Source organism: Cellulomonas denverensis (genome assembly GCF_012396125.1).
Lineage (GTDB): Bacteria > Actinomycetota > Actinomycetes > Actinomycetales > Cellulomonadaceae > Cellulomonas > Cellulomonas denverensis.
Map to the genome: position 1 here is coordinate 632,010 of NZ_JAAXOX010000001.1, position 25,915 is coordinate 657,924.

At 73.7% G+C, this 25,915-nt stretch carries 24 protein-coding genes; 4 read left to right on the forward strand and 20 right to left on the reverse strand.

The genetic code is table 11. The annotated features are described in order from the left end of the window. Positions 1 to 5: 5 nt before the first annotated feature. The 13 genes from nuoK to HGA03_RS02920 form a co-directional block, all read right to left on the reverse strand. Positions 6 to 305, reverse strand: a complete 300-nt coding sequence (gene nuoK / locus HGA03_RS02860) for an NADH-quinone oxidoreductase subunit NuoK (RefSeq protein WP_168628669.1) — start codon at positions 303 to 305, stop codon at positions 6 to 8. Next, on the reverse strand, positions 302 to 1,216 hold the full coding sequence (locus HGA03_RS02865; protein ID WP_168628670.1) for an NADH-quinone oxidoreductase subunit J: 915 nt from the start codon (positions 1,214 to 1,216) through the stop codon (positions 302 to 304). Before HGA03_RS02865 ends, nuoK begins: the two co-directional genes overlap by 4 nt. Next, the gene (gene nuoI, locus HGA03_RS02870) at positions 1,213 to 1,950 is read right to left on the reverse strand and encodes an NADH-quinone oxidoreductase subunit NuoI (protein ID WP_168628671.1); all 738 of its coding nucleotides are present in this window, start codon (positions 1,948 to 1,950) and stop codon (positions 1,213 to 1,215) included. Before nuoI ends, HGA03_RS02865 begins: the two co-directional genes overlap by 4 nt. Then, complete coding sequence (gene nuoH / locus HGA03_RS02875) at positions 1,943 to 3,298, reverse strand: NADH-quinone oxidoreductase subunit NuoH (RefSeq protein ID WP_168628672.1); 1,356 nt, start codon at positions 3,296 to 3,298, stop codon at positions 1,943 to 1,945. The genes nuoI and nuoH overlap by 8 nt, the downstream gene beginning before the upstream one ends. Continuing rightward, positions 3,295 to 5,886, reverse strand: a complete 2,592-nt coding sequence (locus HGA03_RS02880; protein ID WP_168628673.1) for an NADH-quinone oxidoreductase subunit G — start codon at positions 5,884 to 5,886, stop codon at positions 3,295 to 3,297. Before HGA03_RS02880 ends, nuoH begins: the two co-directional genes overlap by 4 nt. Continuing rightward, positions 5,883 to 7,229, reverse strand: a complete 1,347-nt coding sequence (gene nuoF / locus HGA03_RS02885) for an NADH-quinone oxidoreductase subunit NuoF (protein ID WP_168628674.1) — start codon at positions 7,227 to 7,229, stop codon at positions 5,883 to 5,885. The genes HGA03_RS02880 and nuoF overlap by 4 nt, the downstream gene beginning before the upstream one ends. Continuing rightward, positions 7,229 to 8,074, reverse strand: a complete 846-nt coding sequence (nuoE, locus tag HGA03_RS02890) for an NADH-quinone oxidoreductase subunit NuoE (RefSeq protein WP_168628675.1) — start codon at positions 8,072 to 8,074, stop codon at positions 7,229 to 7,231. Before nuoE ends, nuoF begins: the two co-directional genes overlap by 1 nt. Further along, positions 8,071 to 9,423 (reverse strand): NADH-quinone oxidoreductase subunit D, encoded by a 1,353-nt coding sequence (locus tag HGA03_RS02895; protein WP_168628676.1) that lies wholly within the window; start codon positions 9,421 to 9,423, stop codon positions 8,071 to 8,073. Before HGA03_RS02895 ends, nuoE begins: the two co-directional genes overlap by 4 nt. Next, positions 9,420 to 10,181, reverse strand: a complete 762-nt coding sequence (locus HGA03_RS02900; protein ID WP_168628677.1) for an NADH-quinone oxidoreductase subunit C — start codon at positions 10,179 to 10,181, stop codon at positions 9,420 to 9,422. Before HGA03_RS02900 ends, HGA03_RS02895 begins: the two co-directional genes overlap by 4 nt. Next, entirely contained in the window at positions 10,178 to 10,729 is a 552-nt protein-coding gene (locus HGA03_RS02905) for an NADH-quinone oxidoreductase subunit B (RefSeq protein WP_168628678.1), read from the reverse strand. Before HGA03_RS02905 ends, HGA03_RS02900 begins: the two co-directional genes overlap by 4 nt. A gap of 1 nt (position 10,730) precedes the next feature. Further along, positions 10,731 to 11,099: an NADH-quinone oxidoreductase subunit A gene (locus HGA03_RS02910; protein ID WP_168628679.1), complete on the reverse strand. Its 369-nt coding sequence runs from the start codon at positions 11,097 to 11,099 to the stop codon at positions 10,731 to 10,733. A gap of 125 nt (positions 11,100 to 11,224) precedes the next feature. Further along, entirely contained in the window at positions 11,225 to 12,520 is a 1,296-nt protein-coding gene (locus HGA03_RS02915) for a geranylgeranyl reductase family protein (RefSeq protein ID WP_239073575.1), read from the reverse strand. A gap of 182 nt (positions 12,521 to 12,702) precedes the next feature. Further along, positions 12,703 to 13,395 (reverse strand): demethylmenaquinone methyltransferase, encoded by a 693-nt coding sequence (locus HGA03_RS02920; protein ID WP_168628680.1) that lies wholly within the window; start codon positions 13,393 to 13,395, stop codon positions 12,703 to 12,705. 81 nt (positions 13,396 to 13,476) lie between these two features. On the opposite strand from HGA03_RS02920, the gene HGA03_RS02925 reads away from it, so the two are divergent. Next, positions 13,477 to 14,793 carry an isochorismate synthase gene (locus HGA03_RS02925; RefSeq protein WP_168628681.1) on the forward strand — a complete coding sequence of 439 codons (1,317 nt, stop codon included), beginning with the start codon at positions 13,477 to 13,479 and terminating at the stop codon, positions 14,791 to 14,793. 114 nt (positions 14,794 to 14,907) lie between these two features. Here the strand turns inward: HGA03_RS02925 and HGA03_RS18665 are convergent, their stop codons facing one another. From HGA03_RS18665 to HGA03_RS02950, 5 genes are all read right to left on the reverse strand, one after another. Further along, the gene (locus tag HGA03_RS18665; RefSeq protein WP_168628682.1) at positions 14,908 to 17,058 is read right to left on the reverse strand and encodes a trypsin-like peptidase domain-containing protein; all 2,151 of its coding nucleotides are present in this window, start codon (positions 17,056 to 17,058) and stop codon (positions 14,908 to 14,910) included. Between the two features lie 111 nt (positions 17,059 to 17,169). Continuing rightward, on the reverse strand, positions 17,170 to 18,927 hold the full coding sequence (gene menD / locus HGA03_RS02935) for a 2-succinyl-5-enolpyruvyl-6-hydroxy-3-cyclohexene-1-carboxylic-acid synthase (RefSeq protein ID WP_168628683.1): 1,758 nt from the start codon (positions 18,925 to 18,927) through the stop codon (positions 17,170 to 17,172). Then, positions 18,924 to 19,916, reverse strand: a complete 993-nt coding sequence (locus HGA03_RS02940; protein ID WP_168628684.1) for an o-succinylbenzoate synthase — start codon at positions 19,914 to 19,916, stop codon at positions 18,924 to 18,926. The genes menD and HGA03_RS02940 overlap by 4 nt, the downstream gene beginning before the upstream one ends. Next, on the reverse strand, positions 19,879 to 20,484 hold the full coding sequence (locus HGA03_RS02945; RefSeq protein WP_168628685.1) for a TetR/AcrR family transcriptional regulator: 606 nt from the start codon (positions 20,482 to 20,484) through the stop codon (positions 19,879 to 19,881). Before HGA03_RS02945 ends, HGA03_RS02940 begins: the two co-directional genes overlap by 38 nt. Positions 20,485 to 20,504: 20 nt before the next feature. After that, positions 20,505 to 20,828, reverse strand: a complete 324-nt coding sequence (locus HGA03_RS02950) for a DMT family transporter (protein ID WP_168628686.1) — start codon at positions 20,826 to 20,828, stop codon at positions 20,505 to 20,507. 73 nt (positions 20,829 to 20,901) lie between these two features. Here HGA03_RS02950 and HGA03_RS02955 point away from each other — a divergent pair, with 73 nt between their 5' ends. Further along, the gene (locus tag HGA03_RS02955; RefSeq protein ID WP_168628687.1) at positions 20,902 to 21,903 is read left to right on the forward strand and encodes a 1,4-dihydroxy-2-naphthoyl-CoA synthase; all 1,002 of its coding nucleotides are present in this window, start codon (positions 20,902 to 20,904) and stop codon (positions 21,901 to 21,903) included. Here HGA03_RS02955 and HGA03_RS02960 read toward each other — a convergent pair. After that, positions 21,891 to 22,841, reverse strand: a complete 951-nt coding sequence (locus HGA03_RS02960) for a helix-turn-helix transcriptional regulator (RefSeq protein WP_168628688.1) — start codon at positions 22,839 to 22,841, stop codon at positions 21,891 to 21,893. The genes HGA03_RS02955 and HGA03_RS02960 overlap by 13 nt on opposite strands. 86 nt (positions 22,842 to 22,927) lie before the next feature. On the opposite strand from HGA03_RS02960, the gene HGA03_RS02965 reads away from it, so the two are divergent. Next, positions 22,928 to 23,500: a TIGR03086 family metal-binding protein gene (locus HGA03_RS02965; protein WP_168628689.1), complete on the forward strand. Its 573-nt coding sequence runs from the start codon at positions 22,928 to 22,930 to the stop codon at positions 23,498 to 23,500. 122 nt (positions 23,501 to 23,622) lie between these two features. On the opposite strand, the gene HGA03_RS02970 is transcribed toward HGA03_RS02965, so the two are convergent. Then, positions 23,623 to 24,693 (reverse strand): DUF3048 domain-containing protein, encoded by a 1,071-nt coding sequence (locus HGA03_RS02970; protein ID WP_168628690.1) that lies wholly within the window; start codon positions 24,691 to 24,693, stop codon positions 23,623 to 23,625. A gap of 61 nt (positions 24,694 to 24,754) precedes the next feature. Here HGA03_RS02970 and menE point away from each other — a divergent pair, with 61 nt between their 5' ends. Next, the gene (gene menE / locus HGA03_RS02975) at positions 24,755 to 25,903 is read left to right on the forward strand and encodes an o-succinylbenzoate--CoA ligase (RefSeq protein WP_168628691.1); all 1,149 of its coding nucleotides are present in this window, start codon (positions 24,755 to 24,757) and stop codon (positions 25,901 to 25,903) included. Positions 25,904 to 25,915: the final 12 nt, after the last annotated feature.

Sequence of the window (25,915 nt, forward strand, 5' to 3'; positions counted from 1 at the left end):
TCCCCTCAGCTCTTCAGCAGGTTGATGTCGTCGACCGACGCCGACTTCCGGGTGCGGAAGATCGACACGATGATCGCGAGCCCGACCACGACCTCCGCCGCGGCGACCACCATGACGAAGAAGGCCATCACCTGGCCGGTCAGGTTGCCGTGCAGCCGGGAGAAGGTCACCAGCGCCAGGTTCGAGGCGTTCAGCATGAGCTCGACGCCCATGAACACGATGATCGCGTTCCGCCGGAGCAGCACGGTGGCCGCGCCGATCGAGAACAGGATGGCGGACAGCACCAGGTAGTGGGTCAGGCTCACGGCTCGGTCTCCGTCTTGGTGGAGGCGGCGCCCAGGTCCACGTCGGTGGTGGGTCCGCTGGTGTGCCCTGGCGCGGCGGCCGGGGGCCTGGCTTCGGACTCCTCGGTGCCCAGCAGCGCGGCGGGGTCACCGCCGGTCGCCTCGGGCGGGTCGGCGACCGCGGTCACCGCACGCCGGTAGGTGTCGGCGTGGTAGCTGGTGGTGCCGGCCTCCTGGCCGCGGATCCGCAGCACCCGGGGCACCGAGTCCTCGATCGGGTTGCCCTGCGGGTCGAGGGCCGGCACGTCCATCGCGTTGTGCCGGGCGTAGACGCCGGGGGCGGGCAGCGGGGTGATCCGGGTGCCGGCCTTCATCCGCAGCGCCTGGCGCTCCGGCTGCTTGACCAGCTTCTTCAGCCGGGTGCGGTGGGTGAGCACCAGGGCACCGAGCGCGGCGATCACCAGCAGGGCGCCGACCACCTCCAGCCCGAAGACGTGCTCGCCGAAGATGATCCGGGCGACGCCGGTCGGGTTGCCCGGGGCGTTCGCCTCGTCCAGCCCGGCGACCTCGGGGTAGGTGGCCCGGACCAGCACGCCGATCAGGATCACGGCCAGGCCGATCCCGGCGATCCAGCCGACCCAGCGCTGCGCCTTGATCGTCTCCACCAGGGAGTCCGAGGCGTCGACGCCGACCAGCATCAGCACGAACAGGAACAGCATCATCACGGCGCCGGTGTACACGACCACCTGGACCACGCCGAGGAAGGGCGCGTCCTGGGCGACGTACAGGAAGGCGAGGCAGATCATCACCAGCACGATGCTCATCGCGGCGTGCACGGCCTTGCGCGCGAAGAGCAGTCCACAGGCGGCGGCCACCATGACGACGGCCAGCACCCAGAACAGCACTGCCTCGGCGGTGGACGGGTTGTTCATCGGGCCTCCTGCCCCTGGTGAGTCGCGGCGCCGGCCCGGGTGCGGGCGGCGGGCAGCGACGGGTCCTCGGGCCGGTGCTCGCCGACCCACTCCACCTGGGCCGGGGTCGGTGCGGTGACCTCACCCCGGTAGTACTCGGTGTCGGTGGTGCCCTCCACCATCGGGTGCGGCGCGGCGAGCATCCCGTCGGCCAGCGGCGCGAGCAGATCCTGCTTCTCGAAGATCAGGCCCTCACGGGTCGGACCGGCGAGCTCGAACTCGTTGGTCATGGTGAGCGCCCGGGTCGGGCAGGCCTCGATGCACAGACCGCAGAAGATGCAGCGCAGATAGTTGATCTGGTAGACGCGGCCGTACCGCTCGCCGGGGGAGAACTGCTCGTCGGCGGTGTTGTCGGCGGCCTCGACGTAGATCGCGTCCGCCGGGCAGGCCCAGGCGCACAGTTCGCAGCCGATGCACTTCTCCAGCCCGTCCGGGTACCGGTTGAGCTGGTGTCGGCCGTGGAACCGCGGCTTCACCCGGGCGGGTTCGCGCGGGTACTGCTCGGTCACGGTCCGGCTGAAGAAGTTCTTGATCGTCACGCCGAAGCCGGCGGCCGGGCCGAGCAGGTCCTCCACCGCGTTCCGCTTCGGGATCAGCGACTGGTAAGGCCGGGGCGCCGCGACCTCGCGGCCGGAGCGCTGCACCTCGCCGCCCTGGCCGTTCTTCTGGACGTCCTTGCCGGTGGTGTCAGCCACGGGGCGCCTCCTCGGTGGGGGTGGAGTCGTCGCCGCCGGTCAGGGCCGGACCGCTCGACACGGTGGCGAGCCGGGCGGCGCGGGGGGACGGCGGGAGCTGCTGGCCGGGCAGCGGCGGGACCGGGAAGCCGTCGGCGAAGGCGTCGAAGGGCTCGTCCGGCGCGGCACCCTCCTCCTCCGGCTGCTTCTTCTCCGGGATCAGGAAGGTGATCACGACCACCGCCACCAGCACGACGGCCGCGCCGATCGCCCAGGTCCGCACGTCCAGGTCGGAGAACTGCTGCACGCCCTGCACCACGGCCACGCACACCAGCCAGATCAGCGCGGACGGGATCAGCACCTTCCAGCCGAACTTCATGAACTGGTCGTAGCGGAAGCGCAGCAGCGTGCCGCGGATCCAGACGAACAGGAACATGAACAGCCAGATCTTGACCACGAACCACAGCAGCGGCCACCAGCCGGTGTTGAACATGCCGTCGTTGATCGCGGACAGCGGCCACGGCGCCCGCCAGCCACCGAAGAACAGCGTGGTGGCGACCGCGGAGACGTTGAGCATGTTGATGTACTCGGCCAGGAAGAACCAGGCGAACTTCATCGACGAGTACTCGGTGGTGTACCCGCCGACCAGCTCGCCCTCGGCCTCGGGCAGGTCGAAGGGCAGCCGGTTGGTCTCACCGACCATCGAGATCACGTAGATGATGAACGCGGGCAGCAGCGGGATCAGCCACCACACCCGGGTCTGGGAGTCCACGATCTGCGAGGTCGACATCGACCCGGCCACGATGAACACGCTGACCAGGGACAGGCCCATCGACAGTTCGTAGCTGATCACCTGGGCGGTGGACCGCACCGCACCCAGCAGCGGGTAGGTCGAGTTGGACGACCAGCCGCCGAGCACGATGCCGTACACGCCCACCGAGGCACAGGCCAGGATGTACAGCACCGCCACCGGGAAGTCGGTCAGCTGCAGCGGGGTGACCACCCCGAAGATGCTGACCTCCGGCCCGAACGGGATCACCGCGTAGGTGAGCAGCGAGCAGAACACCGCGATCACCGGCGCGACGATGTAGATCACCTTGTCGGCGGCCTTGACGGTGATGTCCTCCTTGAGCAGGAGCTTCATCGCGTCGCCGAGCGACTGGAACAGGCCGAACGGGCCGTGCACGTTCGGGCCGGGACGCAGCTGCATCCGGCCGACCACGCGCCGCTCGAACCAGATCGCGATCAGCACCGACAGCAGCAGGAACACGATGATCCCGACCGCCTTGAGCAGCCAGACCCAGAACACGTCGTTGCTGAAGTCGGCGCCGGTCGCCGCGGTGCCCGCAGCAGTGGCGAGGACGGTCACGCCGTCACCTCCTTGGTGGTCGCAGCGGCGATCCGCACCACGTCGCCCGGCACCGCGTGCAGGGTGTCCCGCACCTGGCAGCCGGGGGCCGCGGTCGGCAGCCAGATCACGTGGTCCGGCAGCTCGTCGATGACAAGCGGCAGCACGATCGCCCCCGCCTCGGTGCTCACCTCGACCGACCCGCCCTCGGCGAGGCCGATCGCGGCGGCGGTGGCGGCGGACGCCCGGGCGACCGGGCGCTTGGCGGTGCCGGCCAGGAAGGGCTCACCGTCCTGGAGCCGGCCGGCGTCCAGCAGCAGGTGCCAGCCGGCCAGCACCGCCTGTCCGGCCTCGATCACCGGGGCCGGGCCGGCGGCGACCGCCGGGGCACCGGTCCGGGCACCGTCCCAGCTGCCCAGCGCGTCCAGCTCGGCGTGCACGGCGGCGACCGTCTTGGTGCCCAGGGTGACGCCCAGCTCGTCGGCCAGCGCGTCCAGCACCCGGTGGTCGGACATCGCGGTGGAGGTCAGCGCCTGCGGGAACGGCCGGCGACGGCCCTCCCAGCTGACGAAGGTGCCGGGCTTCTCCACCGGCGGGGCGACCGGCAGCACCACGTCGGCCCGCTCGGTGACCTCGGAGGCGCGGACCTCCAGGGAGACCAGGAAGCCCACCGCGTCCAGGGCGGCCCGGGCAGCGGCCGGGTCGGCCAGGTCCCGCAGGTCGACACCGCCGACCAGCAGGGCGCCCAGCTCACCGGCGGCGGCCGCGGCCAGGATCCGGTCGGCGCTGCGACCGGGCTCGGCCGGCAGGTGCTCGACCTCCCAGGCCGCGGCGACGTCCACCCGGGCGGCGGCGTCGGCGACCGGGCGGCCGCCGGGCAGCAGACCGGGCAGCGCACCGGCGTCCACGCCGCCGCGCTCACCGGCCCGGCGCGGCACCCAGGCCAGCCGGGCGCCGGTGCGGTCGGCGAGCCGGAGCACCGCGGACAGTGCACCGGGGATCGCGGCCAGCCGCTCGCCGACCAGGATCACCGCGCCCTCGGCGGACAGTGCCTGCTTCGGGTCGGACAGCTTCCCCTTGGTGATCGCGTCCAGCACCTCGGGCTCGGTGCCCGGGGCGGCGGCGATCAGGGTGCCGTTCATCCGGTTCAGCCCGCGGCTGGCGAAGGGCGCCACCGACAGCACGCGGGTGCGGCCGGTGGTGGCGGCCTTGCGCAGCCGCAGGAACAGGATCCCGGCCTCCTCCTCGGCCTCCAGGCCGGCGAGCAGCACCGCGGGGGCGTGCTCCAGGTCGGTGAAGGTCACGCCCAGCCCGGTTCCGGCGACCGCGTGCGCCAGGAACGCCGACTCCTCGTCCGAGTGCGGCCGGGCGCGCAGGTCGACGTCGTTGGTGCCGAGCGCGACCCGGGCGAACTTGGCGTAGGCGTAGGCGTCCTCCAGGGTCAGGCGGCCGCCGGGCAGCACGCCCACCCCGGTCGCCTGCTCCAGTCCGTGCGCCGCGACCTCCAGTGCCTCGGCCCAGGACGCCGGCCGCAGCTCGCCGTCCTCGCGCACCAGCGGGGTGGTGATCCGGTCGGCGGCGGACTGCCAGGCGAAGGCGAAGCGGTCCTTGTCGCTGATCCACTCCTCGTTGACCTCGGCGTCCTCACCGGACAGCCGGCGCAGCACCACGCCGCGGCGGTGGTCGATCCGGAGCGCGGAGCCGTTCGAGTCGTGCTCGGAGACACCCGGGGTGGAGACCAGGTCGAACGGCCGGGCCCGGAACCGGTAGGCCGCGCTGGTCAGCGCGCCGACCGGGCAGATCTGCACGGTGTTGCCGGAGAAGTAGGAGGCGAAGGTCTGCCCCTCTTCGTCCAGTTCAGCCGGGCCGACCGGGATCTCGGTGCCGAGCAGCACGGTGCCGTCGGTGGTCAGGCGGTCCTGGCCGGGGGCGGTGTCGTCACCGGTGCCCTGGTCACCGGCACCCTCCGCGAAGCCCAGCACCTCGGCGTCGAACCGGCCGATCTGCTGCATCGCGCCGCGCTTCTGCAGGTCGATGAACGGGTCGCCGGCGATCTCCCGGGAGAACCGGGTGCAGCGCTGGCACAGGATGCAGCGCTCCCGGTCCAGCAGGATCTGGGTGGACACCGCGATCGGCTTGGGGAAGGTCCGCTTGATGTCCACGAACCGGGTGCTCGCCCGGCCGTTGGACATCGCCTGGTTCTGCAGCGGGCACTCGCCGCCCTTGTCGCAGACCGGGCAGTCCAGCGGGTGGTTGATCAGCAGGAGCTCCATCACGCCGTGCTGCGCCTTGTCCGCCTCGGCCGAGGTCCGCTGGGTGCGCACCTCCATGCCGGGGGTGGCGGTCAGGGTGCAGGAGGCCTGCGGCTTGGGCATCTTCGCCAGGTTGCCGTCCCGGCCCGGGGCCCAGACCTCGACCAGGCACTGGCGGCAGGCGCCGGCCGGGGCGAGCAGCGGGTGGTCGCAGAACCGCGGGATCTGGATGCCGAGCTGCTCGGCGGCCCGGATCACCAGGGTGCCCTTCGGCACGGTGGTCTCGATGCCGTCGATGGTGAAGGTGACCCCGTCCTGGACCTCAGGAACGCCGGGCTTGTTGGCGGTGACGGTCATGCGTGCACTCCCGCGAGCTGACCCGACTTCCGGCGGGGCGTGTAGGGGAACAGGGTCGAGCGCTCCGGCGGGAACAGCTCGTCGGCGGCGGTGTGCATCCCGGCCTCGAACTCCTCGCGGAAGTACTGCACCGCGGAGGTGATCGGGCTGGTCGCCCCGTCGCCCAGGGCGCAGAACGCCTTGCCCAGGATGTTGTCGCACAGGTCCAGCAGCAGCTCGATGTCGCCGGGCTGGCCCTGCCCGGCCTCCAGGCGGCCCAGCACCTGGGCCAGCCAGAACGTGCCCTCCCGGCAGGGGGTGCACTTGCCGCAGGACTCGTGCTTGTAGAACTGGGTCCAGCGCGAGACCGCCTTGACCACCGACACCGTCTCGTCGAAGACCTGCAGCGCGCGGGTGCCCAGCATCGACCCGGCCGCGGCCACGTCGTCGTAGGTCAGCGGCACGTCCAGGTGCTCGGCGGTGAAGATCGGCGTCGAGGAACCGCCCGGGGTCCAGAACTTCAGCTCGTGGCCCTCGCGCACGCCCCCGGCCATCTCCAGCAGCTCGCGCATGGTGATGCCGAACGGCGCCTCGTACTGCCCGGGCCGCTTGACGTGGCCGGACAGGGAGAAGATGCCGTGGCCCGGCGACTTGTCGGTGCCCATCGCCCGGAACCAGTCCGAGCCGCCCAGCACGATGCCGGGCACCGAGGCGATCGACTCGACGTTGTTCACCACGGTCGGCCGGGCGTACAGCCCCGCGACCGCCGGGAACGGCGGCTTGAGCCGCGGCTGGCCACGACGGCCCTCCAGCGAGTCGAGCAGCGCGGTCTCCTCGCCACAGATGTAGGCACCGGCGCCGGCGTGCACCGTGACGTCCAGGTCGTAGCCCGACCCGAGGATGTTCTTGCCCAGGTAGCCCTTGGCGTAGGCCTCCTCCACCGCCTGCAGCAGCCGGCGGTAGACGTGCACCACCTCGCCGCGCAGGTAGATGAAGGCGTGGTGGCAGCCGATCGCGTAGGAGGTGATCGCCACGCCCTCCACCAGCACCTGCGGGTCCGCCAGCATCAGCGGGATGTCCTTGCAGGTACCCGGCTCGGACTCGTCGGCGTTGACCACCAGGTAGCGCGGGCCGCCGTCCGGGGCGGGCAGGAAGGACCACTTGAGGCCGGTCGGGAAGCCGGCACCGCCACGGCCGCGCAGCCCGGAGTCCTTGACCAGGGCGACCAGGTCGGCGGCCTCCATGCCCAGCGCCTTGCGCAGGCCGCGGTAACCGCCGTGCGCCTCGTAGCTGCTCAGGGTCCAGGACCGGTCGGCGTCCCAGCGCTCGCTGAGCACCGGGGTCAGGGTCGGCGTCTCGGACATCACGACTCCTTCGCGCTGTCGTCGGTGCGGTGCTCGGTCTTCTCCTGGGCGCCGGAACGCTCCTGCGCACCCGCGGCGGGCCGGTCGGTGGAGGACTGCGGTGCGCCGACCTCGGGGGTGGTGTCGCCGCCACCCAGCGGGGCCGAGCCGGAGTCCGGGGTGCCGCTCGGGTACTCGGGTGCGGTCCAGCCGTGCTCGCGGGCCAGTTCCAGACCGCGCAGGGTCGGGGCGCCGGCGCCCACCCCCTCGTTCGCGTGCCCGTCGCCGAAGCCGGCCAGCACCCGGGAGACCTCCTTGAAGGTGCCCACCCGGTCCGGGCCGCGGCTCGGCGCGACCGGCTCACCGGCGATCAGCTTGCCCACCACCTCGGCGGCGGACTCCGGGGTCTGGTTGTCGAAGAACTCCCAGTTGATCATCATCACCGGTGCGTAGTCGCAGGCGGCGTTGCACTCGATCCGCTCCAGGGTGATCTTCCCGTCGGCGGTGGTCTCGTCGTGGCCGACGCCCAGGCGCTCGGTCAGGTCCTCCCAGATCGCGTCGCCGCCCATGATGGCGCACAGCGTGTTGGTGCAGATCCCCACCGTGTACTCGCCGTTCGGGCGGCGCTTGTACTGGGTGTAGAACGTGGCCACCGCGGAGACCTGGGCGGTGCTCAGCCCCAGGGTCTCGGCGCAGAACGCGATCCCGGACGGGCTGACGAAGCCGTCCTCGGACTGCACCAGGTGCAGCAGCGGCAGCAGTGCGGAGCGGGTGTCCGGGTAGCGGCTGAGCACCTGGGCGGCGTCGGCGGCCAGCCGGGCGTGGGTCTCGTCGTCGTACCGACGGCCCGTGTTGACGACGGTCATCGGTCCACCCCTCCGAGCACCGGGTCGATCGAGGCGACGGCGCAGACCACGTCGGCCACCTGCCCGCCCTCGCACAGCATCGACACGGCCTGCAGGTTGTTGAAGGACGGGTCGCGGAAGTGCGCCCGGTACGGCTTGGTGCCCCCGTCGGAGACTAGGTGCACGCCCAGCTCGCCGCGCGGGTGCTCGACGGTCTGCCACACCTGGCCGGCCGGGACCCGGAAGCCCTCGGTCACCAGCTTGAAGTGGTGGATCAGGGCCTCCATCGAGGTGCCCATGATCTCCCGGATGTGGTCCAGCGAGTTGCCCATGCCGTCGGAGCCGATGGCGAGCTGTGCGGGCCAGGCGATCTTCTTGTCGTCGACCATCACCGGCTTGCCGGTGGAGGCCTGCAGGCGCTCGAGCACCTGGTCGACGATCTTCATCGACTGGTAGCACTCCTCGATCCGGAGCACCATCCGGTCCCAGCAGTCCGCGTTGTCGGACACCGGGACGTCGAAGTCGTAGGTCTCGTAGCCGCAGTACGGCGCGGCCTTGCGCACGTCGTAGGGCAGGCCGGTGGACCGCAGCATCGGGCCGGTGATGCCCAGCGCCATGCAGGACGCCAGGTTCAGCACGCCCACGTTCTGCAGCCGGCCCTTGAGGATCGGCTGGCCGAGCATCAGGTCCTCGAGCTGGCGCAGGTAGCGCTTGACCCCGACGATCGCCTCACGGATCTGGTCCAGCGCGCCCGGCGGGATGTCCTGGGCCACGCCACCCGGCCGGATGTACGCGTGGTTCATCCGCAGGCCGGTGATCAGCTCGAACACCCGCAGGATCTCCTCGCGGGCGGTGAAGCCGATCGTCATCAGCGTGGTGGCGCCGAGCTCGTTGCCGCCGGTGGCCAGGGCGACCAGGTGGGAGCCCACCCGGTTCAGCTCCATCATCAGCACCCGGATCTGGGTGGCCCGCTCCGGGATGTCGTCGGTGATGCCGAGCAGCCGCTCGGTGCCCAGACAATAGGCGGCCTCCTGGAACAGCGGCGCCAGGTAGTCCATCCGGGTGCAGAAGGTCACGCCCTGGGTCCAGGTGCGGAACTCCATGTTCTTCTCGATGCCGGTGTGCAGGTAGCCGATGCCCGCGCGGGCCTCGGTGACCGTCTCACCGTCGATCTCGAGCATGAGCCGGAGCACGCCGTGGGTGGACGGGTGCTGCGGGCCCATGTTGACGACGATCCGCTGCTCGCCGAGCCGGGCCGCCTCCTCGGCGATGTCCGACCAGTCGCCGCCGGTCGCCTCGTAGGTCTTGACCCCGTCGGTCTCCGCGTCGAACAGGTGCCCGGTCGCGTGGGTCTGGGTCTGAGCGGTCACTTGTACTGCCTCCGCTGATCGGCCGGGGGCACGGTGGCGCCCTTGTACTCCACCGGGATGCCTCCGAGCGGGTAGTCCTTGCGCTGCGGGTGCCCGGGCCAGTCGTCCGGCATCTCGATCCGGGCCAGGTCGTCGCGCCCGGTGAAGACGATGCCGAAGAAGTCCCAGGTCTCGCGCTCGTGCCAGTCGTTGGCCGGGTACACGTCGACCGTGGTCGGGATGGTCGGATCGCCGTCCGGCACCGCGACCTCCAGCCGCAGCCGGCGGCCGTGGGTGATCGAGGTCAGGTGGTAGACGGCGTGCAGCTCCCGGCCGGTGTCGTGCGGGTAGTGCGCGCCGGAGACACCCAGCGACAGCTCGAACCGCAGGTCCTGGTCGTCGCGCAGGTGGCGGCAGACCTCCACCAGGTGCTCGCGGGCGATGTTCAGGGTCAGCTCGCCGCGGTCGACGATCACCGACTCCACCGCGTTGGCATACCCGGTGCCGGAGCCGTCCAGCAGCTCGATCAGCACGTCGACCACCTGGTCGAACCAGCCGCCGTAGGGCCGCTCGCTCGGGCCGGGCATCGCCACGGTGCTGACCAGCCCGCCGAAGCCGGAGGTGTCGCCGGAGCCGGTGACCCCGAACATGCCCTCGCGGACCGAGACCACGTCCAGCGGCACCCGATGCCCCTGGGAGGCGGCCTCCAGCGCGGTCTCCGCGGTCGCCTGCACCTGGGTGTTCACGGCGTCGGCGGCGTCCTTCTTCTCGTCGGTCATCGCAGCAGTCCCGTCATGTGCGAGGTGGGCTCGGCGCGCAGCGCGGCCGCCTCCACCGCCTCGGCGATCTCCTTGCGGTTCTTGCCCAGCGGCTCGTTCCGGATCTGCTCGTGCAGCTCGAGGATCGCGTTGATCAGCATCTCCGGGCGCGGCGGGCAGCCCGGCAGGTAGATGTCCACCGGCACGATGTGGTCCACGCCCTGGACGATCGCGTAGTTGTTGAACATGCCGCCGGAGCTGGCGCACACGCCCATCGACAGCACCCACTTCGGCCCGGCCATCTGGTCGTAGACCTGGCGCACCACCGGGGCCATCTTCTGGCTCACCCGGCCGGCGACGATCATCAGGTCGGACTGGCGCGGCGAGGCGCGGAACACCTCCATGCCGAACCGGGAGATGTCGAACCGGGACCCACCGGTGGCCATCATCTCGATCGCGCAGCAGGCCAGGCCGAACGTGACCGGCCAGACCGACGCCTTGCGGGCCAGGCCGGCGAACTTCTCGACCGAGGTCAGGACGAAGCCGGACGGTGCTTCTTCGATACCCATGTCAGTCCTCGTCCCATTCCAGGCCGCCGCGGCGCCACTCGTACATGAACGGCACCGTGATCAGCGCCAGGAACCCGAGCATCGCGATCAGGCCGAACACGGCGAGCTCGGAGAAGCTGACCGCCCAGGGGTAGAGGAACACCACCTCGATGTCGAAGATGATGAAGGTCATCGCGACCAGGTAGTACTTCACCGGGAACCGGCCACCGCCCATGGCGTGCGGGGTCGGCTGGATGCCGCACTCGTAGGCCTCGAGCTTGGCGCGGTTGTACCGCTTCGGCCCGATCACGGCGCTGGCGCCGAGCCCGCCGAGGGCGAGCAGCGCGGCCACGCCCATCATGACGAGCAGCGGGATGTACGGGTTGTTCATCGGGGCTCTCCCAGTGGGGGATGGAGTGCTTCCGGGGGCGTCAGAGTCATCTCAGCGTGCTCCGGCTCCGGCGGGGGGGCGAGTGGGAACCGGCGCGACGCAGCCGTCGGGTGGGGGTGGCGGTCTCATGCGGCGGGCGCCATCCGTGCGAGTCCGGCGATCACGCGGTCGGCCCAGTCGCCACCGTGCGGTTCGTAGCAGTCGGCCAGCAGCTTGTGCACGAACTTCATGAGCAGCGGGCGAGGCAACCCGTAGCGCGTGCACAGATGCATGACCTGGGGGTGTTCGATCAGCTTCACGAAGACCCGGCCCAGGGTGTAGTACCCGCCAAGGTCGTCCTTCATCCGGGTGCCGTAGGTGGCCAGCGCCCGCTCGCGGCCGGCGGCGGTGTTCCGCGCCAGGGACTGGGTGATCGCGTCGGCGGCGACCCGGCCGGCCTGCAGGGCGTAGGCGATGCCCTCGCCGTTGAACGGGCTGACCATCCCGGCGGCGTCGCCGACCAGCATCAGGCCCTTGCCGTACAGCGGGCCGCGGTTGAAGCCCATCGGCAGGGCGGCGCCGCGGACCGGGCCGACCTGGTGCTCCTCGGTGAACTCCCACTCGGCGGGGGCGTTCGCCATCCACTTCGCGAACAGGTCCTTGTAGTCGACCTTGGTGGCCGCGGCGGTGGAGCTGACCGAGCCGAGGCCGACGTTCGCGGTGCCGTCGCCGAGAGAGAAGATCCAGCCGTAGCCGGGCATCAGGTCGGACTCGCCGGGCTTGCCGTCCCAGAGCTCGAGGTGGCTCTCCATCATCGGGTCGTCGTGCCGCGGAGTCCGGAAGTAGGTGCGCACGGCCACCCCCATCGGGCGGTCCTGGCGCTTCTCCAGGCCCATGCCGGTGGCCAGCCGCGCGGAGACGCCGTCGGCGGCGATCACCACCGGGGCGCGGTAGGTGACCGGCTCGCCGGCGCGGCGGCCGTTGTCGTCGACCGGGCGGGCCTGGACCCCGATCACCCGGCCGGTGCGCTCGTCGATCAGCGGGCCGGTGACGTTGGTGCGCTCGGCGACCTTGGCGCCGGCGGCGCGGGCGTGCTCGACCAGCAGGTGGTCCAGCGACATCCGCGACCGGGCCAGGCCGAAGGACGGGTAGCTGGACAGCTCGGGCCAGGGCAGTTCGATCACGTGACCGCCGCCGAGCACCCGCAGACCGGTGTTCCGGATCCAGCCGTCCTGCTCGCGGATCGGCACGCCCATCCGGACCAGTTCGGCCACCGCGCGCGGGGTCAGCCCGTCGCCGCAGATCTTGTCCCGGGGGAAGGACGCCTTGTCGAGCAGCAGGACCTGCAGACCCGCGGCAGCACAGTGGTACGCGGCGCTGGAGCCCCCAGGCCCAGCCCCCACGACGATGACGTCCGCGTCATCGTTCACTGCTCCGGTCACAGTTCCCTCACCTATGTGAATGCCGTCACACTCGCCTCGGCCGAGTCTAACCCGGACCTAGGTCCTGCGGGCGAAACGGGCCTGCTCAGCCTCATGCTGACACCCCGTCGACCCTCAGGACCAATGTCCCGAACCGGACCCGATCCGGGCCCGGCGCCGGGGTGACGCCGGTCACCCTGTGGTCAGCCCTTGGTCGCCCGGTGCAGCGCCACGATGCCGCCGGTGAGGTTCCGGTACGCCACCGAGGTCCAGCCCGCCTGCTTCATCAGCCCGGCCAGCCCGACCTGGTCCGGCCAGTCCTGGATCGACTCGGCCAGGTAGGCGTAGGCCGCCGACTGCTTGGCCACCACCCGGGCCACCGCCGGCAGCGCCTTGGTCAGGTACCCGTCGTACACCGCGCGGAACGGCTTCCAGGACGGGGTGGAGAACTCACAGATCACCAGCCGGCCACCGGGGCGCACCACCCGGCGCATCTCGGACAGCGCCGCGACCGTGTCCACCACGTTGCGCAGACCGAAGGAGATGGTCACCGCGTCGAAGGCGTCGTCGGCGAACGGCAGCGCGGTCGCGTCCCCGGCGGTGAACGGCAGGTCGGGGCGGCGTTGCTTGCCCACCGCCAGCATCCCGGTCGAGATGTCGCAGGGCACCACCCGCACCCCGGCGTCCGCCAGCGGCTCGCTGGAGGTCCCGGTGCCCGCGGCCAGATCCAGCACCTTCTCCCCCGGCACCGCGCGCAGGGCGGTCAGGGTGGCCCGGCGCCAGGCGCGGTCCTGTCCCAGGGAGAGCACGTCGTTGGTCAGGTCGTACCGACGGGCGACACCGTCGAACATCGCGGCGACGTCGCGGGGGTCCTTGTCGAGGGAGGCGCGAGACATGGGGCCATCGTGTCAGGTCGCAGGGACTGCTGCGTCACTCCGGGGCGAACGCCCGCCGCTCCGGTCGTACCCTGGTCGGCGATGACCACGCCCCTCGGCGACCCCGGGTCGCCCACCGCCGCACCGCACCCCACCCCGCTGGTGGTCCGCACCGTCGCCCTCGACACCCCCGACGACCTACTCGCCCTGCTGCCCGCGGACGCCCCGCTGGCCTGGGTGCGCCGCGGCGACGGCCTGGTCGGCTGGGGCGAGGCGGTCCGGATCGACGTGCACGGGCCGGAGCGGTTCGCCGACGCCGAGCAGGCCTGGCAGCGGCTGATCGGGCACGCGGTGGTCCGGGACGAGGTGCAGCTGCCCGGCACCGGACCGGTCGCCTTCGGCTCCTTCGCCTTCGACGACCTCTCCCCGGCCGGCGGCGCACTGGTGGTGCCGCGGGTGGTGGTCGGCCGCCGGGAGGACCGCGCCTGGCTGACCGTGATCGAGACCGCCGGAAATCTCGGCCCCGCCCCGGACGCCGGACTGCTGGCCCGGCACCGGGCCGCGCTGCCGCCGGTCACCCCGCCCGGACACGTGACGTACCACCCCGGCTCGGTCGCCGCCGAGGACTGGACCGGTGTGGTCGCGCGCGGGATCGCCGCGATCAAGGCCGGCGAGCTGGACAAGGTGGTGCTGGCCCGGGACGAGGTGGCCCGGACCAGCGCGCCGCTGGACGTCCGGCACGCACTGAGCCGGCTGTCCGAGCGCTACCCGACCTGCTGGACCTTCAGCGTCGACGGCCTGATCGGCGCCACCCCGGAGCTGCTGGTCCGCTCGGAGAAGGGCCTGGTCACCTCCCGGGTGCTGGCCGGCACGATCCGGCGCACCGGCGACGACGACGCCGACCTGGCCCGGGCCGCGATCCTCGCCCACTCCTCCAAGGACCTGGAGGAACACGAGTACGCGGTGTCCTCGGTCGCCCACGCGCTGGCGCCGTTCTGCTCGTCCACCAACGTGCCGGACGTGCCCTTCGTGCTGCACCTGCCGAATGTGCTGCACCTGGCCTCCGACGTGACCGGGGTGCTCGCCCCGGACGGCGACAGCACCTCGCTGAGCCTGGCCGCCGCGTTGCACCCCACCGCCGCGGTCTGCGGCACCCCGACCGAGGCCGCACGGGAGCTGATCCGCGCGATCGAGGGGATGGACCGCGGGCGCTACGCCGGGCCGGTGGGCTGGCTGGGCGCCGACGGCGACGGCGAGTGGGGCATCGGGCTGCGCTCGGCCGAACTGGACCCGGCCGACCCGCACCGGCTGCGGCTGTTCGCCGGCTGCGGGATCGTCGCCGCCTCCGACCCGGAGTCCGAGCTGGCCGAGTCCCGGGCCAAGCTGGTGCCGATGCGGGACGCGCTCGGCTCGGACTGAGCGCACCCCCCCACGCACGACGGCCCCCGCACCTGATCGGTGCGGGGGCCGTCGACGGTCCGGGCGGGGCAGGGGGGACGCCGCCCGGGCCGGTCGGTGGGCAGGTGGCGGGCGTCAGCCCTGGTCGCCACCCTGCTGCTGCTGGAACCACTCCCACAGCTGCTCCGGGGTCATGTTCTCCAGGTCGCCCGAGCCGTCGCCGGAGCCGCCCTGGCCGCCCTGGCCCTGCTGGCCGCCCTGGCCCTGCTGGCCACCCTGACCCTGCTGGCCGGAACCGGAGCTCGCGCCGTCCTCCTCGCGCACCGCCATCGTGACGTCGACGGTCATCGACTTGCCGTCCCGGACCACGGTGAGCGTGACCTGGTCGCCGGAGGCGTGGGTGCGGACGTAGCCGGTCAGCGACTCGGCGCCGCCGACCACCCGGTCGTCGATCGCCACGATCACGTCACCGACCTGCAGCCCCGCCTTGGCGGCCGGGGAGCCGTCGGACACCGACTGCACCTGCGCACCGGCCCGGGTCACCCCGTCCGCGGTGGCGGTGCCGTCGGTCAGCCCGACACCGAGGTAGGCGTGCTCGGCCACCCCGTCCTCGACCAGCTGGCCGGCGACCGACTGCGCCAGGCTGATCGGGATGGCGAAGCCGAGGCCGATCGACCCGGAGGCGCTGGACGTGGTCGCGATCGACGAGGTGATGCCGATCACCTGACCGGCGGCGTTGAACAACGGACCGCCGGAGTTGCCCGGGTTCACCGCGGCGTCGATCTGGATCGCGTTGGTCACCACCGTCTCCGAGGAACCGGACTCGGTGGTCGACACCGGGCGGTCCAGCGCGGAGACGATGCCGGTGGTCACCGTGTTGGCGAGCCCCAGCGGGTTGCCCACGGCCATCACCGGGTCACCGACGGTCGGCGACTCCTCGGCCATGGCAGCCGGGGACAGGTCGTCCGGCGGGTCCTGCAGCCGGATCACGGCCAGGTCGGTGGTCGGGTCGGTGCCCACCACGTCGGCGGTGTAGATCCGGCCGTCGGACAGCGTCACCTGCACCTGGTCGTCCTGCGCACCGGAGACCACGTGGTTGTTGGTGATGATGTTGCCGTCGGCGTCGGCGATCACGCCGGAGCCCTCGGCCTCACCGGCGCTGGTCACCACCTGGATCGCCACCACGGAGTTCTTCACCGCCGAGGCCACCGCCTGCCAGTCCGGGTTCTCCACCGAGGACCCGGCCACCGGCACACCGGCGGCGCTGCTCTGGCCCAGGGTCGCGATGTTCGCCGCACCGGTGTTGCCACCCCGGTCCATCAGGCTCATCACGACCGCGGTGCCGCCGCTGGACAGCAGGGCAGCCGCCACGGCGACCGCGACCAGCGGGATCAGCACCGGGTTGCGCTTCTTCTTCTCCGCCGGGGGCTGCTGGCCCTCCGGGGCGGGCGCGCCGAAGGCGGCCGGGTACTCCGGGCCACCGTTGGCGGCCTCCGCCTCGGGGGTCGCGGCGTAAGGGCCCGCGTACGGACCCTGCGGCGCGGCCGGCCCGGGGGTCGGCTGCTGCTGCGCGGCGGGTGCCGGGGTGCCCCAGGACACGGTCGGGCGGGCGCTCTGCTGCGGCGCGGGGTACGAGGTCGCGCCGTGCTGCGGGGCGCCGTGCTGCGGGGCCGCCTGCGGGGCGCCGTGCTGCTGAGCCGCCTGCGGGGTGCCGTGCTGCGGGGCAGCGGCGGCCGGGTGCGGGTGGCCGAACGCGGCGGGGCGCTCCGGGGTGCCGGGCTGGCCGGCGGGCTGCTGGGTGTGGGCGCCCGCCGGGCCGGACGCGACCGCGAACGGGTCCGACGGCCGGGCCGGGGTGCCCGGCGCCGGGGTGCTCGGGGTGCCGGCGGCCGGCTGCTGCGGGCCGGGCTGACCGCTCCAGTGCGACTCCGCCGGACGGCTCCAGGTCGCGGGCGGGGTGCCCTGCGGGGAACCGGCCGGGGTCGGCACCGGCTGGGTCGGCGCCTGCGCGGCCGGGGCGGCCGGGAACGCCTGGGTGGGAGCCGGGGCGATCCGCTGGGTCGGGGCCTCCTGCGGGTGCTGCGGCACCGGCTCGGTCGCCGGTGTGGTCTCGTGCGCCGCGGGGGCGGCCTCGGCGGATGCGGTGGCCTCGGTCGTGGCGGGCTCGATCGGCTGGGTGACGGCGGCGTCCGGCGCCTGCGGCTGTGCGGCTGCCTGGTCGCGCTCGGGCGCCTCCCCGTCCTGCCGGGGGGTGCCGTCGAAGCGGTCCTCGGGTGTGTTGCTCATGGGGTCTACCTCCTCCTCGGGGACTATCTGACCCCATCGTGCTGAAGCATGACTCGATGATTCCTGGGAGTCTGCTGCGAATCCGTGGCAGCCCGGCGAACCCGGGACGGCTCAGCCCGATTGTCCCCCGACAGCGGCCGCCACCGCAGCCGAAAGCCGCTCCATCAGTGCCCGCCGATCCGCCCGGTCCACCACCACCTCGACCACGCTGGTGCCGGTGACCGGCTGGTCCAGCGCGGCGGTCAGCTCCGCCCGGGTGCGGACCAGGCGGTGCGGCACCCGGTACCCGGCACACAGCCCGGCCAGGTCGGCGCGGTGGGCGGTGCCGAAGATCCGCTCGAACACCGCCGCCCGCTCGGCCGCCCCGTGCTCCAGGGTGGCGAAGATCGAGCCGCCGCCGTCGTTCATCACCACCACCTGCAGGTCCGGGCGCTGCTCGGCGTCCAGGTGCAGCAGGCCACCGGCGTCGTGCAGGAAGGTCAGGTCGCCCATCAGCGCCCGCACCCGCCGGCCCGGCAGCCCGAGCGCCACCCCGGAGGCGGTCGAGATCGTGCCGTCGATCCCGGCCAGGCCGCGGTTGGCCAACACGGTGACCGGCTCGGACCAGCGGGCCATCAGATCGGCATCCCGGATCGGGTTGGACGACCCGAGCACCAGCACGTCGCCGGGCCGGGTCGCGGCGGTCACCGCGGCGGCCACCACCGGGCCGGGCAGACCGGCGCCCGAGGTGGTGCCGACGGCCTCGGCGGCCAGCTCGTCGACCGCGTCCAGCAGGGCCAGCTCGGTGTCCAGCGCGGCCACCGCCCGGGCATCCGCCTGCTGCCAGTCGGCGGTCCAGTGCGGGTCACCGGCCGGCTGCCACCAGGTCGGCGGCACCGCGGGCAGCACCAGGTCGGCGGCGCGGCCGGCATCCGGCCAGTCGGCTCCGGTGGGGGCGATCACGGTGAGCTGCACGTCCTCGCGGGCCAGCAGCGCCGACACCGGGCGGGACAGGGTGGGCCGACCGAACAGCACCACCGACCGGATCCGCCCGCCCAGCTCCGGCCGGCCGAGCAGCAGGCGGTAGGCGCTGATCGCGTGCGGCCCGGAGCGCGCCCCGGAGGACGGTTCGGCCAGCAGCGGCCAGCTGGCCACCTCGGCCAGCCGACGGGCCTGCTCCCCCGCGCCGTCACCGGCGACCACCACCACCGGTCCGGGCGGCACCGGCCGGTCGGGCACCGCGGTCGTGGCGGGCACCACCTCGGCCAGGGCGGTCGTGCCGGGCTCGGGCCAGGCAGCGGTGTCCGGGGTGAGTGGTTCGCGGTAGGCGAGGTCGAGCTGCACCGGCCCCGGGTCGGCGGTCCGGGTGCCGAGCGCCGCGGCGACCGCCCGGCCGGCCAGGTGCCGCAGGTCGCGGTCCTCGCCGGGCCGCCCGGTGGGGGCGGGCACGTCCAGCGCCAGCCGGACCGCGGCGCCGAATAGGCCGGCCTGGACGGTGGTCTGGTTCGCCCCGGTGCCGCGCAGCTCGTGCGGGCGGTCGGCGGTGAGCAGCAGCAGCGGCAGCCCGGCGTGGTGCGCCTCCAGCACCGCCGGGTGCAGATTCGCCACCGCGGTGCCGGAGGTGGTGACCACGGCCACCGGACGCGGCCGACCGGACTCGCGTGCGGCCCGGGCCAGTCCGAGGGCGAGGAAGCCCGCCACCCGCTCGTCCACCCGCACGTGCAGCCGCAGCGCGGGGGCGTGCTCGGGCCGGTGGGCAGCGGCGGCGTCGGCCAGGGCGTAGGCCAGCGGCGCCGACCGGGAGCCGGGGGCCAGCACCACGTCCCGGACACCGAGGGCCGCGAGCGCCTGGACCAGCACCCGGGCCGCGTGCGGGGCGGGGGCGGTCATCCGGCCACCGCCCGCACCGCGTCCAGCCGGGCGGTCCAGCGGGCGGTGGTCTCCGGATCGGCGGCGGTGGCCGCGAGCCGGTCCGGGTCGGGTCGCAGCCCACGGGCCGCGGCGACATCCAGGGCACCGTCCACCGGCAGCAGCGGGTGGCCGGTGACGTCGGCGGTGAGCAGTTGCGCGGTCGCCAGGCCACAGGCGTAGGGCAGCTCAGGCAGCGCGGCAGCCAGCGCCACCCCGGCGGCCAGCCCCACCGAGGTCTCGATCGCCGAGGACACCACCACCGGCAGGCCGATCCGCTCGGCGAGGTCCAGGCAGGCCCGCACCCCGCCGATCGGCTGCACCTTGAGCACCACGATGTCCGCGGCCTGCGCCCGGACCACCGCGAACGGGTCCTCGGCGCGGCGGATCGACTCGTCGGCGGCGATCGGCACCCGCACCGCCCGGCGCACCCGCGCCAGGTCCGGCACGCTGGCCACCGGCTGTTCCACGTACTCCAGGCCACCGGCGGCCCGGTCCAGCACGGTGATCCGGTCCACCGCGGTGTCCACGTCCCAGCCGCCGTTCGCGTCCACCCGGATCGCGCCCTGCGGGCCGATCGCCTCCCGGACCGCGGCGAGCCGGTCGGCCTCCTCGGCGGCGGTCTGACCGGGTTCGGCGACCTTGACCTTGGCGGTGCGGCAGCCGCCGGAGTCGCGCACGATCCGGGCCGCCTGCTCCGGGCCGACGGCGGGGACGGTGACGTTGACCGGCACCCGGTCACGCACCGGCTCGGGCAGTCCCTGCTCGGTGATCTCCCGGGTGGCCCGCCACCAGGCGGCGGACTCGACCGGGTCGTAGTCCCAGAACGGGCTGAACTCGCCCCAGCCGGCCGGGCCCTCGATCAGCATTCCCTCGCGGACGGTGATCCGCCGGAACCGGGTCCGCAGGCCGATCGCATAGACATGCACCCGGTCAGGGTAGAGGGTGCGGTCCCGGCGGGCGCAGCGCATCGATCAGCACGGCCAGCAGCTCCCGGGTGTGTGCCCGGACCGGTCGTCCCTCGCTGGCCGCCGCCACCACCGCCCCGTCCACCACCGCGAGCACCAGCGCCGGGTCGGCCGGCCGTGCGGTGACTCCGGCGAGCAGCACCGTGACCAGCTCGGCCAGGACCGCGTCCAGCCGGGCCCGGGCGGCCCCCACGGCGGCGGCCAGCACCGGGTTGCGGCCGAGCGCCAGCAGTTGCTCGTGGTGGGCACGGACCGCCGCGTCGCCACCGGGCGGGAGCAGGGCCGCGGCCAGCGCCTCGGCCGGGTCGGGGGCGCCCGGGTCCGCGCGCACCCGGTCCTGCACCTGCCGGGCGTGCTCGGCCCACCGGTCCACCAGGGCGGTGCCCGCCTGGGCCGCCAGCTCGTCCAGGTCGCGGAAGTAGTAGGTGGTCGCCGCCAGCGGCACCCCGGCACGGGCGGCCACCGCCCGGTGGCTCAGCCCGGCCGGCCCCTGTTCCAGCACGACCGCGGCGGCGGCAGCGGCGATCAGGTCCCGCCGCCGGGCACCCTTGGCCGTGCCGCCGCCGGTCATCGTTCGGTGCCGGTCATCGTTCAGTGCCCACCGGAGGTCAGGTTGAGCCCGACCACCCCGGCCACGATCAGCGCCAGCGAGATCACCTTGCCCACCGACACCCCCTCGCCCAGCCAGAGGATCGCCAGCACCGCGGTGGTCGCCGCGCCGATGCCGACCCAGACCGCATAGGCCAGCCCGACCGGCAGGGTCCGCAGCGCCCAGCTGAGCCCGAACATCGACAGGCCCAGCAGCGCCACGAAGGACACGCTCGGCCACAGCTTGGTGAACCCCTCGGACGCCTTGAGGCTCAGGGCCCAGCCCGCCTCCAGCAGACCGGACAGGATCAGCACGACCCAGGCCATCTCGCACACTCCTGGTGGGACGCCCCACCGGTGGGTGCGCCGGGTGGCCTCGTCCGCCGTCACGCACCCCGTAATGGCACGACCGTACCACTTTCTGCACTGGCCTACGCTGGCGGACGTGACCGACAGCCTGCCCGCCCCCGTGTCCGACACCTTCGACCCGACCCGCTGGCGCACGGTCACCGGCTTCGAGGACCTGACCGACCTGACCTACCACCGCGGGGTGGACCGCAGCGGTGCCGAGCCGCGCGACCTGCCGGTGGTCCGGGTGGCCTTCGACCGGCCCGAGGTCCGCAACGCCTTCCGCCCGCACACCGTCGACGAGCTGTACCGGGTGCTGGACCACGCCCGGATGAGCTCGGACGTGGGCACCGTGCTGCTGACCGGCAACGGTCCCTCACCCAAGGACGGCGGCTACGCGTTCTGCTCCGGCGGCGACCAGCGGATCCGCGGCCGGGACGGTTACCGGTACACCGACACCACGGACGCCCAGACCGCCGACCACATCGACCCGGCCCGGGCCGGACGGCTGCACATCCTGGAGGTGCAGCGCCTGATCCGGACCATGCCCAAGGTCGTGGTCGCGGTGGTCAACGGCTGGGCGGCCGGCGGCGGGCACTCGCTGCACGTGGTCGCCGACCTGACCATCGCCTCCCGCGAGCACGCCCGGTTCATGCAGACCGACGCGAATGTCGGCTCCTTCGACGGCGGCTACGGCTCGGCGCTGCTGGCCCGCCAGGTCGGGCAGAAGCGGGCCCGGGAGATCTTCTTCCTGGCCCGGGAGTACTCGGCGCAGGACGCCTACGACTGGGGTGCGGTCAACGACGTGGTCGACCACGCCGAACTGGAGAACGCGGCGCTGGAGTACGCCCGGATCATCGCCACCAAGTCCCCGCAGGCGATCCGGATGCTGAAGTTCGCGTTCAACCTGGCCGACGACGGGCTGGCCGGGCAGCAGGTCTTCGCCGGGGAGGCCACCCGGCTGGCGTACATGACCGACGAGGCGGTGGAGGGCCGGGACGCGTTCCTGGAGCGCCGGGACCCGGACTGGGGCCGGTTCGGCTACATGTACTGAGCCAGCACCGCCCGGGCGCGCTCGATCAGCCCCTCGCGCAGCCAGTCCGGTTCGCGCACCGCCACCTGCGACCCGAAGCGCTCCAGCACGGACCGTGCGTGCCGCCGGTCGCCGAAGGTCGCCAGCACCACCAGCCGGCCGTCGGCGGCCACCCCCCGGTCGGTCACACCGGCCGCGGCCTCGGCCAGGTCGTCCCGGCGGGCCGGGTCCAGCTCGACCAGGGCGTGCACCGGCTCGTCGTGCTGCCGCCGGTAGGCCGCCCGTTCCGACTCCCACAGCGCGCGCAGGTCGAGCCCGAGCGGCCGGGTGAAGGTCTGGTCCAGCACCTCGCACCGCTCGATCCGCTCCACCCGCAGGAACCGGGGCGCACCGGCCCGGCCCACCGCCAGGTACCAGGACCCCGCCGCGGACAGCAGACCATAGGCGTCCACCGGCTCCGACCAGGTCCCGCCGGCGCTGCGCGAGCGGTAGTCCACCCGCAGCCGCCGGTCGCCGAGCGCCGCCTCCAGCAGCGGTTCCAGCGGCGGCGTCCCGTGCCGCGGCAGCCAGCCCTCCGGGTCGATCACCAGGCGCCGGGCCAGGCCGTCGATCGCCCCGCGCTGGTCCAGCGGCAGCGCGGCGTCCAGCTTCCGCAGCCCGGAGACCATGGCCGGGCCCCAGTTCAGCGAGTCGGCGACCGGGGCCGCCATCGCCAGGAACACGCTGCGCACCTCCGCCTCGCTCAGCCCGGTCACCCGGGTGCGGAAGCCCGGCAGCAGCCGGACCCCACCGGCCCGCCCGCGCTCGCAGTACACCGGCACCCCGGAGGCGGACAGTGCCTCGACATCGCGCAGCACCGTCCGGGCGGAGACCTCCAGCCGCCGGGCCAGTTCGGCGGCGGACAGGGACTCGTGCGCCATCAGCAGCCAGAGCATGGACAGCAGGCGGTCGGCTCGCATCGGATCAGTGTGCGCGCAATACCTGACACAGGGTGTCGTCATTGACGGTCAGGCTCGGCGGGACAGTTCACCGATCGAGGAGAGTCATGACCGACCCCCGCCCCCTGTTCGAGCACGCCCACGCCTGGTTCGCCGGGCTGATCGCCGACCTGGACGGTGCCGACCTGGACGCCCCCACCCCGTGCACCGAGTGGCCGGTGCGCACCGTGATCGCGCACGTGATCGGCGCCGCCCGCCGGCCCCGGGTGGTCGCGCTCGGCGGCAAGCCCTTCGACGTGCCGCTGATCATCGAGGGCATCGCCGACGACGACCTGGCCGCGCGGCACCGGGAGGCGGTGCGCGAGACGCTGGACGTCTGGTCCGACCCCGCCGTGCTGGACCGCCCGGTGACCGCGCCCTGGGGCACTGTGCCCGGCCGGGCCGCCCTGAGCGTCTGGGTCAAGGAACCGCTGGTGCATGGCTGGGATGTCGCGGTCGCCCTCGGCCTGCCCAGCGAGGCGCCCACCGCGGTCGCCGAGGCGGCGGTCGCCGACATGGCCCGGTTCCTGCCCGCCGACCGCCGGGGCGAGGGGGTGCCCTTCGGCCCGCCGGTGCCGGTGCCGGACACCGCCGGGCCCACCGAGCGGCTGGCCGCCTGGCTGGGTCACGCCCGGCCCTGAGACTGGGGCCGCTGGCCGGTCGTCGGCCGCCGTTCCCCCGAGCGCGGCGGCGGCCGGCCCGGTCAGGCCCGGCCCGGTCAGGCGCGGCCCGGTCAGGTCACGTCAGGCCCGGTCAGGTCAGGTCAGGAGGTGGTCAGCGACCCGGTCTGCGCCGGGACCAGCTCCACCCAGGTGTTGCCCGGCACCAGCGTCGCCTCGGTGCCGTCGGCCAGGAACAGCCGCATCGGCGCCGACTCGGAGTCCTTCTGCCAGGTCACGTCGACGGTCTTCCCGCCGGAGGCCAGCGTCCCGGTGCCGGAGCCGACCAGGGTGTAGGTCGGCACCGGGGCGCCGCCCTGGGCCGCGAACTGGGTGTTCGGGTGCTCGGCGACGATCGAGATCACGTTGTCGGCGTGCACCTGGGTGTCGTCGGCGGCGTCCATCGCCTCCTTGCTGCCCTCCCAGCGCTGCCACACCTCGCCGTTCCAGACCCAGGCCGGGCTGGACTGACCGGACAGGCTGAAGTCCAGCCGGGTGGCCGGGGCGCCGTGCTGGACGGCGCTGGCGGTGTCGGCCGAACGGGCCACCGCGAACTGCTGCTCCGGGCTGTCCTGGTGCGTGCCGTCCGCCTGCGACCACAGGGTCTCCGGGGTGGCGTAGACGTTGTGCGGCGCCGACCGGCCGCGCAGCCGGTACATCCCGTCCACCCCGGCGTCGTGACTCAGGGCCTGCACCGGGCTGTCGGCCACCATCTGCAGGATGCCGGCCTGCCCGCCGGAGAACGCCAGCAGGCCGTTCATCGGCGCGGTGATCGCGGTGTCCATCGGCCGGACCGACCGGATCGGGCCGATCTCCTCCGGCACCTGGGAGTGGAACACCGCCACCAGGCGGGACACCTCGAACTCGACGATGGTCTCCCAGACCACATCCGCCTGGTTCAGCCCGCTCTGCGGCCGGGCCGCCGCGGTGTTCTCGATCTTGACCGCGAGCGCCGGGCGGTTCACGATCTCGCCCTGCTCGCCGGTCAGCGGCCACACCGCCGGCAGCTCCGGTGCGGCGACCGCCGACTTGTCCGGGTCCAGGGTCGGGGCGGCGGTGCTGGTCGCCGGTTCCGGGGACCCGGTGCCGCAGGCGGCCAGCAGTACGGCGACGCACACCCCCAGCACGGCACCGGCGGTGCGGCGGGGACGGTGGCGCGCTGTCAGGAACGACATCGGGACTTCCTCCGGCTCGGCGAATCCGCGCCCACTGTACGGGCGGACCTACCCTGGGCTGGTGAACCGCCGCGTCCGAGTCGTCCCCTCCGTCCCGGTCGCGGACCTCACCGACGCCCTGCGCGACGCCCTGGACGGCACCGGACGGGCGGTGCTCCCGGTGCCCGCGGGGGACGATGACGCCCCGCCCGGGCCCGACGTCCCGGCGGAGGTGGCGCTGCTGGTGCGGACCTCCGGTTCCACCGGCGCCCCGCGGGACGTGATGCTCACCGCCGACGCCCTGCGCGCCTCGGCCGCGGCCACCCACCGCCGGCTGTCCGGCCCCGGGCACTGGCTGCTGGCGCTGCCCACCGGGCACATCGCCGGGCTGCAGGTGGTGCTGCGCTCGGTGGCGGCCGGCACCGAGCCGGTGGAGCTGACCGGACCGTTCCGCGCCGACACCTTCCGGGCCGCCGCCGAGCGGGTCCCCACCGACCTGCCGCGCTACGTCTCCCTGGTGCCGACCCAGCTGGTCCGGGTGCTCGCCGACCCCGCCGCCACCGCCACGCTGGCCGGCTTCGACGCGGTGCTGCTCGGCGGTGCCGCCGCCCCGGGCTCCCTGGTCGAGGACGCCCGCCGCGCCGGGATCCGGGTCGTCACCACCTACGGCATGTCCGAGACCTGCGGCGGCTGCGTCTACGACGGCGTCCCGCTGGACGGGGTGGACGTGCGGATCGACGACGACGGCCGGATCGCGCTGGCCGGCCCGATGCTGGCCGCCGGGTACCGCGGCGACCCCGACCTGACCGCCCGGACCTTCCGCACCGGCCCGGACGGCACCCGCCGGCTGCACACCAGCGACCTGGGCCGGTGGGCCGACGGGCGGCTCACCGTGCTCGGCCGCGCCGACGACGTGCTGATCACCGGGGGCGAGAAGGTCCCGCCGGCCGCGGTGGAACGGGTGGTCGCCGACCTGCCCGGGGTGGCCGAGGTCTGCGTGGTCGGGGTACCGGACCCGCAGTGGGGGCAGGCGGTCACCGCCGTGCTGGTGCTGCACCCGGGCGCCGAGCCGCCCGCGCTCGCCGACGTACGATCCACCGTCGCCGGCCTGCTCGGACCGGCCGCCGCACCCCGGCACCTGCTGGTGCTGGACGCGCTGCCGCTGCGCGGACCGGGCAAGATCGACCGCCGGGGAGTGGCCGCGCTGGCCGCCGACCGCCTCACGCACTGACTGGAGAGACGC